This window comes from Rhabdaerophilum sp. (genome assembly GCF_046092605.1).
Taxonomy (GTDB): domain Bacteria; phylum Pseudomonadota; class Alphaproteobacteria; order Rhizobiales; family Beijerinckiaceae; genus Rhabdaerophilum.
Genome location: NZ_JBJTDY010000131.1, coordinates 1 through 9,047, shown reverse-complemented (window position 1 = coordinate 9,047; position 9,047 = coordinate 1). Strand labels below are relative to the sequence as shown.

The 9,047-nt window shown below is 65.0% G+C and carries 7 protein-coding genes and 1 tRNA gene; 2 read left to right on the top strand and 6 right to left on the bottom strand.

The features are described from left to right. Positions 1–194: 194 nt before the first annotated feature. Positions 195–271: transfer RNA gene (locus ACKODO_RS10120), tRNA-Arg, on the bottom strand. A 35-nt stretch (positions 272–306) separates the two neighbouring features. On the opposite strand from ACKODO_RS10120, the gene ACKODO_RS10115 reads away from it, so the two are divergent. Together ACKODO_RS10115 and ACKODO_RS10110 are read left to right on the top strand one after the other, a co-directional pair. After that, positions 307–1,137, top strand: a complete 831-nt coding sequence (locus ACKODO_RS10115) for a hypothetical protein (RefSeq protein WP_408983315.1) — start codon at positions 307–309, stop codon at positions 1,135–1,137. Between the two features lie 56 nt (positions 1,138–1,193). Next, a complete protein-coding gene (locus ACKODO_RS10110) occupies positions 1,194–2,693 on the top strand; it encodes a M48 family metalloprotease (protein WP_408983314.1) in 1,500 nt (499 codons plus the stop codon). Here ACKODO_RS10110 and ACKODO_RS10105 read toward each other — a convergent pair whose 3' ends face one another. The 5 genes from ACKODO_RS10105 to ACKODO_RS10085 all read right to left on the bottom strand — a co-directional run bounded on the left by ACKODO_RS10105 (position 2,694) and on the right by ACKODO_RS10085 (position 8,733). Continuing rightward, positions 2,694–3,572: an RNA polymerase factor sigma-32 gene (locus ACKODO_RS10105; RefSeq protein WP_408983313.1), complete on the bottom strand. Its 879-nt coding sequence runs from the start codon at positions 3,570–3,572 to the stop codon at positions 2,694–2,696. Positions 3,573–3,756: 184 nt separating this feature from the next. Continuing rightward, a complete protein-coding gene (locus tag ACKODO_RS10100; RefSeq protein WP_408983312.1) occupies positions 3,757–4,335 on the bottom strand; it encodes a CarD family transcriptional regulator in 579 nt (192 codons plus the stop codon). A gap of 329 nt (positions 4,336–4,664) precedes the next feature. Beyond that, positions 4,665–5,003: a ferredoxin FdxA gene (gene fdxA / locus ACKODO_RS10095; protein ID WP_408983311.1), complete on the bottom strand. Its 339-nt coding sequence runs from the start codon at positions 5,001–5,003 to the stop codon at positions 4,665–4,667. A gap of 67 nt (positions 5,004–5,070) precedes the next feature. Continuing rightward, positions 5,071–5,469, bottom strand: a complete 399-nt coding sequence (locus ACKODO_RS10090) for an RNA-binding S4 domain-containing protein (protein ID WP_408983310.1) — start codon at positions 5,467–5,469, stop codon at positions 5,071–5,073. Between the two features lie 6 nt (positions 5,470–5,475). After that, entirely contained in the window at positions 5,476–8,733 is a 3,258-nt protein-coding gene (locus ACKODO_RS10085; RefSeq protein WP_408983309.1) for a helicase-related protein, read from the bottom strand. Between the last annotated feature and the right edge of the window lie 314 nt (positions 8,734–9,047).

Here is a 9,047-nt window from a genome sequence, read left to right as displayed (position 1 = left end):
GCCGTCGCGATGGCTGGTGATCCCGACAGGATTCGAACCACCCGTCGAGCCTTGGCGAAGACGGGCAAGATCGATTGCAGGTTCGAAGGAGCCGTCGCGATGGCTGGTGATCCCGACAGGATTCGAACCACCCGTCGAGCCTTGGCGAAGACGGGCAAGATCGATTGCAGGTTCGAAGGAGCCGTCGCGATGGCTGGTGATCCCGACAGGATTCGAACCTGTGACCTACAGTTTAGGAAACTGCCGCTCTATCCTGCTGAGCTACGGGACCCCTCCGGCAAGGCGCATCTAGCAGCTTTTCGGCGCTTGTGCATCCCTCTCCTGTTCGCGGGGGCGGCGCTTCTCGCCTCATCCGGCCTTGCGCATGCGCAGATTCCCGCGAGCCGGGCCTGCGCGCCCGAGGGTGCCCTTCCCGCCGACGTGCAGCGAATCGAGCCGGATGGCACGATCATGCTCAAGGAGGGGCCGACGCTTCGGCTCGCCAATATCGTCTGGCCGGATCATCTGGAGCCCAACCTGCGCGCGAAGCTCGCCAAGGGGCTCGTCGAATCACTCCAGGGGCAGAGAGTAAGCTGGAAGGCGGTCGCGCCGCCGGATCGCTGGGGCGCCATACCCGCCTTCATCTTCGTGCAGGAGCCCGATTCGCCATCGGCTGCGGCGTTGCCGCCTTTCTGGCTGCAGGCCGGAATGGTCGAGGCCGGGCTCGTGCCGGCCTGGCCGGAGATCATCGGCGGGTGCTGGGACGAACTTGTGACCCATGAGGCTGTGGCAATCGACCAGAGGCGCGGGCACTGGGCGCCGCGCTTGCAATCCCGGAGACTGGCCGGCATCGAGGCCGATCCCTCCCGCCAGGCCGGCCGGCGGATGGCGGTGATCTGGACGGTATCCGAAGTGCGGCGTTGGCGGGAAATCTTCTTCCTCAACATCCGGAATGCCGCACGCGGTGGCCCGGCCCTTTCGGCCAGTGCGGCGACCATCTCCGCGCTCACCCGGCGTGGGCTTCCGCCCGAATCGCTCGTCAACCTGCGGCTTGTCGTGCGCTTCATTGTCGCACGCGAAGGCCTGAGCCGCTCCCGGCTCGAAAGTGCAGACCACCTCACCGAGCTCGAAAAGGCCGGCGCAGCATCACAGCGATGACACAATCGCCGCATCAGGATAGAAGGAGCCGGTTATTCCGGGCGCCTTGCCGATCCATGCTCCTGACAACCTTGCCTTTTCCCGCCACCCTCCCGCCGCTCTGGCGCATCCTTGCGCCTGCCCTGCTCGCGGGGGCGCTCGCGGGCTGCGTCAGCGACACGATCCCCATTTCGATGGATGAGCCGCAACGGGTGGAATTGCCGGGCACAATGCCGATGCTCGAACCCGGCACGGCCCTCGAGCGCGAGCACCAGCGTCTCATCCACAGCTTCGGCGGCGAATATCGCGCCCCGCGCCTCCAGGCGCTGCTGAGCGAGATCGCCAACCGGCTGCGCCTTGTCTCGGATCGGCCCAACGAGACCTACCGCGTCACCATTCTGAACTCACCGAGCGTGAATGCCTTCGCGCTGCCAAACGGCTATGTCTATGTCACGCGTGGGTTGCTCGCGCTTGCGAATGACACGGCGGAGGCCGCTTCGGTGATCGCGCACGAGATTGCGCATGTCACCGGTCGGCACGCAATGGAGCGCGCGGAACTCGAAAGCCGGTCGGTGCTGGTGAGCCGCGTGCATCAGGAAGTGCTCGCCAATCCCGGCGCAAGCCGGCTGATGCGCGACCAGAGCCGTGTCGCGCTCGCGAACTTCTCGCGCCAGCAGGAAATGGACGCCGATGAACTGGGCGTGCGCGCCATCGCCAAGGCCGGCTATGAGGCGCATGGCGCGGTGCGCTTTCTCGTGGCGCTCGATCGCACGAGCCGGATGCGCAACAGCGTCGATGATCCGAACGCGACCGAGAAGAACGACATTCTCGCAACCCATCCGACCACACCGGAGCGCCTGGAAAAGGCCATCGCCGTTGCGCGCCAGTTCGGGGCGCCCGGTGTCGGCGAGGCCAATCGCATGCAATGGCTGCAGGCGATCAACGGCATTGCCTATGGCGAGGATGTCAACCAGGGCCTCATCCGCGGCAACAGTTTCCTGCATCCGCGCCTGCGCTTCACCTTCGATGCGCCCGAGGGTTTCACGCTGGAAAACTCGCCGCATGCCGTTCTGGGTGTCTCGCCCGGTGGCAACGAAGCCTTGCGGCTTGATTCCTCGCGCGGGGAGCCTGAGCGCTCGCTGACGGCGCTGCTCGCGCTGAACCCGATCGAAGGCATCGCGATTACCGATCTCAACGAGACGACAATCGGCAACCTGCCGGGCGCCCTGGGCCTCGCGCGCGGGCCGGACTGGACCTTCCGGGTTGTGCTGATCCGCATGGGTGAGATTGTCTTCCGCTTCATCTTCGCCGCGCAGAACTTCAGCGCGGAAGCCGATCAGCGTTTTCTCGCCGTGGCCAGGAGCTTCCGGGAACTGAGCGAGGACGAGGCGAAGCGCCTCCGGGGCCAACGAATCGGCCTCGTCATGGCGCGCGCGGGAGATCGGCCCGAAGATCTGGTCGTGAGCCACATGGCGAATGTGGCGCAAGGTCTGGAACGCTTCTATGTGTTGAACGGGCTCACGCCGGATGACATGCTCGTTCCCGGGCAGCACTACAAGATCATCACCGGCGGCTGATCACCCGGAGATCGCTACCGCCTCCGCATAGCGCGGATTGCGTTCGATCAGCGCCTTCTTGAGCTTTTCCAGTGCGCGATTCTCGATCTGGCGCACGCGTTCCTTCGAGATGCCGAGCTTGGAACCGAGAGCTTCCAGCGTCTCCCCGTCTTCCGAAAGGCGGCGCTCGCGCAGGATGCGCAGCTCCCGCTCGGAGAGCACGGTGAGAGCTGAGCGAAGCCAGTCATGGCGGCGTTCGGTATCGATCTGGTCACCCACGAGCTCATCCGGCAGCGGCTTGTCGTCGGCGAAGAAATCGAGGCGGACGGAATCGGCGGAGCCCTCTTCCGAAACAGGAGCATGAAGCGACATGTCCGGCGCGGAGAGCCTCGCTTCCATTGCCATGACATCCGCCTTCTGCACGCCGACAGCCGCCGCGATTTCGGCATGCACATCGACATTCGGGTCGCCATCGGCCTTCTGGAGGATGCGCAGGCGCAGCCGGCGGAGATTGAAGAACAGGGCCTTCTGGGCGGAACTGGTGCCACCGCGCACGATGGACCAGTTGCGCAACACAAAATCCTGGATGGAGGCGCGGATCCACCAGGTCGCATAGGTGGAAAAGCGCACTTCGCGATCGGGCTCGAAGCGGGCGGCGGCTTCCAGCAGGCCCACATGGCCTTCCTGGATGAGATCGGAAACGGGCAGGCCATAATTGCGGAAACGCGCCGCGATGGAGATCACGAGGCGCATATGCGCGGTTGTAAGCTGGTGGAGAGCATCCTTGTCCTGATGATCCCGCCAGCGAACGGCGAGGGCATGCTCATCCTCGCGAGTGAGAAAGGGGGCATCCATTGCCGCCCGGACAAAGGACCGACGAACTCCAACGAGCTGCGCCATGCGTGACCTCCCCGTGTCACTTGTTTGGAAAGGCTACGCGGCGCGAAGATGGTCGGATCACAGCGGTTAAATGATTCTTTTCAAACGCGATTTGTATAATTGGCGAACCCTTCTGGAAATGAGCATGAAAAAGGCCCGCCGGAGAGGGCGGGCCTTGAGGGCCTGAAGAGAGTGCCTGCGGAAATCAGGCCGCTTCGTCGCTCGCATCGTCGTTGTCGGCATCGCCGGCATCCGCCCCGCGCGAGCGGCGCGGGCTCTTGGCGAGGCTCGTCTCGACACGCTTCATGGCTTCCGTCTCGGTGGAGCCATCGACGGCGGCGATCTCGTCCACGAGGCGTGCGAGGGCCGTTTCGAAAAGCTGGCGCTCCGAATAGGACTGCTCCGGCTGAGCTTCCGAGCGATAGAGGTCGCGCACGACTTCGGCTACCGCGATGAGATCACCCGAATTGATCTTTGCTTCGTATTCCTGGGCGCGGCGGCTCCACATCGTGCGCTTGATGCGCGCGCGACCGGTGAGAACGTCCAGCGCCTTGGAAATGGCCGAGCTTTCGGAAAGCTTGCGCATGCCCACGCTCGCGACTTTCGCCACCGGAACGCGAAGGGTCATCTTCTCTTTCGTGAAGTTCACCACGAACAGTTCGAGCTTGAAGCCCGCGATCTCCTGCTCCTCGATGGCCGTCACCTGGCCCACGCCATGGGCCGGATAGACGATGAATTCACCCGGCTTGAACACATCCCGCTGCGTCGTCTTCTTGGTGCTCATTTGATCCTCTTGTCGCCGCGCGCCGCTTTCGCGATGCGTGCGAGAGTGGCGTGCCTGATGCACGCGAAACCAAAGACCGGCCCTGGACCAGTAGTCCTGGAGCCGAGGGCTCAACAGACCCAATCGATGCTGCGCCTCTCCACAAAACAGAAAGCTGGCCCAAGCGCTCGAAGAACGCTGGAGCCGGATAAACCCGTTCAATGTGAAAGAAGAGGGCGCAAAGAAAATGCCACCGAATTCGACTGTTGGGAACAACTAGCACGAAAAGCGGGGAAAATCAAAGGAAGTGCTCGTTGCCGCTCCCCCGTTAAGGCGAATGGTTAACAGCTTCAATCGCCCTCGCCGGGATTCGGCGAGAAATGCGCCTCGAATTTGCCGGGCTTGCCGTCCCATTCCTTCGCGTCACCCGGCGCCTCGCGCTTGATGGTGATGTTCGGCCATTGGCTCGCATATTCGGAATTGAGCTTCAGCCAGCTCTCGAGGCCCGGCTCGGTATCTGGCTTGATGGCCTCCGCCGGGCATTCCGGTTCGCAAACGCCGCAATCGATGCACTCATCGGGATGGATGACGAGCATGTTCTCGCCCTCGTAGAAGCAATCCACCGGGCAGACTTCCACGCAATCCATGTATTTGCACTTGATGCAGTTTTCGGTGACGACATAGGTCATCATCGTTCTCCGTCAGGAACCGCGGGTTCAAGGCCCGGGTGAAACATTCGAGGCGCTTTCTGCTTCGCTAATGCCGATTGGCCTTCGGGGCAAGTGCTTGCCGATCAAAGGCCGCCCGCCCAAGGGCGATGCAGGTTTCGTCAGCCTGCGCTTCTGCCTCAGCACCATCAAGCCGGGTGTAGAGTGTCCGGCCCACCTCCGCCGGCCCGCGACGCTCGGAAAAGGCTTCGACCCGCACGATCCAAGTGCGACCGGGCAGTGCGAGGGTTAGAACATCGCCAGGCTTCAACGCATAGCCGGGTTGCGTCACGCGCAGCGAATTCACGCGGGCATGACCTTCCCGCACCAGTTCAGCCGCCGCCGAACGGGTGCGCAGAAGGCGTGCATGCCAGATGAAAAGGTCGATGCGCTGGCGCGCGGGAAGCAATGAGCCCGGAGGTTCGGCACTGTCACGCTTTCGCGCCATGCGGTCTCAATTCTTGCCTTCGAGCTGGGCCTTGAGGGCGGCGAGCTTCGCGAAGGGCGAATCCGGATCTGCCGCCTTCTCGCCCTTGCGGCCAGGCTGCGGGCCGCTGGTGGCGAAGACCCGATGTTCCGGCCCGCGCTCGCGGTTCTCGCGATCCGGGCGGCCACCCTTGTGGAAGGGCTTGCCGCCGCGCTCGCTCCGGTCGCCCTGCGGGCGATTCTCGCGCTTGCCGAATTTCTCGAATGTCTCGCGCCGGTCGCGGCGCTGGTCATCGTGGCGGCGCGGCGCCTCGCCCCGTCCGGCCGGCGCGCTCTCAGCCGGACGCGGCTGCTCGCCGGGTTTCGGACCGCGCTTCCACGGCGGCGGGCCACGACGCTGTTCACCTGGACGCTGCTCACCCGGACGCTGCTCGCCTGGACGCTGCTCGCCGCTGCGCTCTCCGGGCGCGCCCTCCGCCTGCCGATCCGGACGATTGGCGCGGTTGGGCCTGCGATCACCGCGATGCTGCGGACGCTCGCTGCGGCCCATGCGCCAGACTTCGACCGTGACCGGCTCGGCAGGAGCCGCCGCTTCCGCGGCAGGCGCCTCAACGGCCCCGGATGCAGGCTCGGCCGCGACTTCCACCGGCGCTTCGGCGGGCGCCTCGGCCTCGGTGGGAGCCGCTTCCGGCTCCGCCACGGCATTCCCGGGTGCATCGGCCTCCACCGCTTCCGCCACGGCCTCGCCCCTGGGTTCGGCGGGCTTGAAGGGTTCCATCGGCGCAACCACGCCGCGCTTGATCGGAACGGTGATCGCCGGCCCCTGACGCGTTTCGGAACGATAGCCGAGCGCCTTCAGAACTTCGGCGAAATCAGCACCCGCCGCACCGACGAGCGAGGTCATCGCGCCGGTCACGACGAAGGCATCGCCATCGGCGGCACCCGCCGGCGGTTCGCCCTCGGTCACGCCGGGGCGATAGGCGATCGCCGGACGGATGAGATCCGCGAGGCGCTCGAGAATGTCGATGCGGATGGCGCGCGGCCCAGCCACACGATAACCCGCGATGCGATAAAGCTCGGCCGGAATCGCCGGATCGACCGGAATCGAGGTGCGGCCGGAATAGGCGAGATGGCTCACTTCCTTCAGGCCGGAATCATCGCCGCCGGTGAAAAGCACGTGAAGCTGCGCCGCGAGGCTGCGCGGACCGGGCTTCATCAAGACCGGAAGGAAGAGGTGATGCGCACCAAAGCGCACGCCGAGCTTGCGGAGTTCGCCGCGCGCGTTCTGGTCCAGCGCGCGGACGTCATTCGAAACCGCATTGCGGTCAAGCACGCCGAGATTCTCGGCGAGCCGGAAGGCAATCCCGCGCGCGAGGCCCGTGGTGCCCTCACCGCTTTCCAGCGCGAAGAGCGGGCCGAGATGCTTCGCGACATGCGCCTTCAGCCAGAGGCCGAGGCGCGTTTCGGCCATCTCGCGATGGAGGCCCGCAAGTTCCTCGTCGGCCAGCAGCAGGAAGCGCGGCTCCAGCGCCTTCGCACCCGCCTGCAGCACCGCGATCGGCTCACCGATAAAGCGGATGATGCCATCGAGGGACAAGGTCATCTGGTCGTCATTCGCCGTGGAGAGCCGCGTCGCGCGCGCCTCGATCTCGCCGGCCAGCGCCTTGGAGGCGGCGGCGCGCAGGGCCTTCGCCTCCTGCCCCTCGGCATTCGGATCGGGCGTGAAGCGGAAACCGGCGAGGCGGCCGATATTCTGGCCCGCGACGATGACCTCTCCGGTCGGGCTCACGTCTGCATCCATGATCGCATTCTCTTTCAAGCGTCGCATCAGAACCGAGGTGCGCCGATCCACGAAACGTTGCATCAGCTTTTCGTGAAGCGCATCGGAAAGCCTGTCCTCTAGCGCGCGCGTCACGTTCTGCCAATGCGCTGGATCAGCGAGCCAGTCCGGCCGGTTCGCACAATAGCTCCAGGTGCGCATGTAGGCGAGCCGCCAGGCGAGCGTATCGATATCGCCATCCAGCCGGTCGCAGGAGCGGATCTCGCGGGCGAACCAATCGCTGTCGATGGCCCCCTTCCGCATGATCGGCTCATAAAGCGAAACCACGAGATCTGCATGAATATTCGGGGAAACCTTGCGATAATCCGGCAATTGGCAGAGGTCCCACAGACGGCGCACGCCATCCCGCGTGGAAGCCAGCGAGCGCACACCCGGCCTTCCGCTGGCGATATCCAGCGTCACCTCATCCTCGGCCTTGCCCGCGCGAATGAGGTCGATTTGCGGAGAGTTGCGCGAAAGGCTCGCTTCAAGTTTTTCAATCGAGGCGAAGTCGAGAACCCCGTTTCGCCACCAGGCGAAGGGGAGGGGATCGAAGACGTGCTCCTCGATCGCCTCGACGAGTTCCTCCTCGAAAGGCGCGCAGCGGCCCGTCGTGCCGAAGGTGCCATCCTCCTGCGCGCGGCCCGCGCGGCCCGCCACCTGCGCCATCTCGGCCGGGGTCAGGCGGCGATGTCTTTTCCCGTCGAATTTGCGGTCGGAGGCGAAGGCGACATGCCCGATCTCGAGGTTGAGACCCATCCCGATCGCATCGGTCGCGACAATATGATCGACTTCGCCGGCCTGGAACATCGCGACCTGCGCGTTTCTCGTGCGCGGCGCGAGCGAGCCCATGACCACGGCAGCCCCGCCCCGCTGGCGACGCACCAGCTCGGCAATCGCGTAAACCTCCTCGGCCGAGAACGCGATGACGGCCGAGCGAGCGGGCAATCGCGTGATTTTCTTTTCGCCCGCGAAGCTGAGTTTGGAGAGCCGCGGTCGCGTCGCGATCTGCACGCCGGGCAGAAGCCGCTCGATCAGCGCCCGCGCCGTGCCGGCTCCGAGCAGCATGGTCTCGCTGCGCCCGCGTCGGTTCAGAACCGCATCCGTGAAGACATGACCGCGATCCGCATCGGCAATGAGCTGCACCTCGTCGATCGCAACGAAGCTCACCACGAGGTCCCGCGGCATGGCCTCGACGGTCGAGACCCAGTAGCGTGGATTCGGCGGCTTGATCTTCTCCTCGCCGGTGACGAGCGCGACCGCATGAATTCCGGCCCGCGCCACGAGCCGATGGTAGACCTCGCGCGCCAGCAGGCGCAGCGGCAGGCCGATGAGCCCTGTATCGTGACCCAGCATCCGCTCGATCGCGAGATGCGTCTTGCCGGTATTGGTCGGGCCGAGAACAGCCGTGACGCCGCGCCCGCTGCCGACGGGGCCGGAATGCGCGGGGGAAGGCGGACGCGTCACAACCGTCTCCGGAATGGGCCGGGCGGAATCCGGCTGCCCGCTGACGGGCCGTTCAAGGTGAACGAGATGTGGCGCGCGACATGCCGTTTCGCAAGGCTTGCGCCAGCGGAGCGCTGCCATGCTGTGCCGTTTGCGAACAGAAATCGCTCCCGCCCGAGAGTCTTCGGAAAGATTTCGAACGGGACCGGAACGAATCACAATCGAATCGGCGACTCTCCCTGAGTCACGGTTTGTTCACGCACAAGATGTGGCTGAGTCATTCGGCATCTCTCCCAGATCTTGTGATTCTGCTCGACTCTGCGCAAGACTCGCCA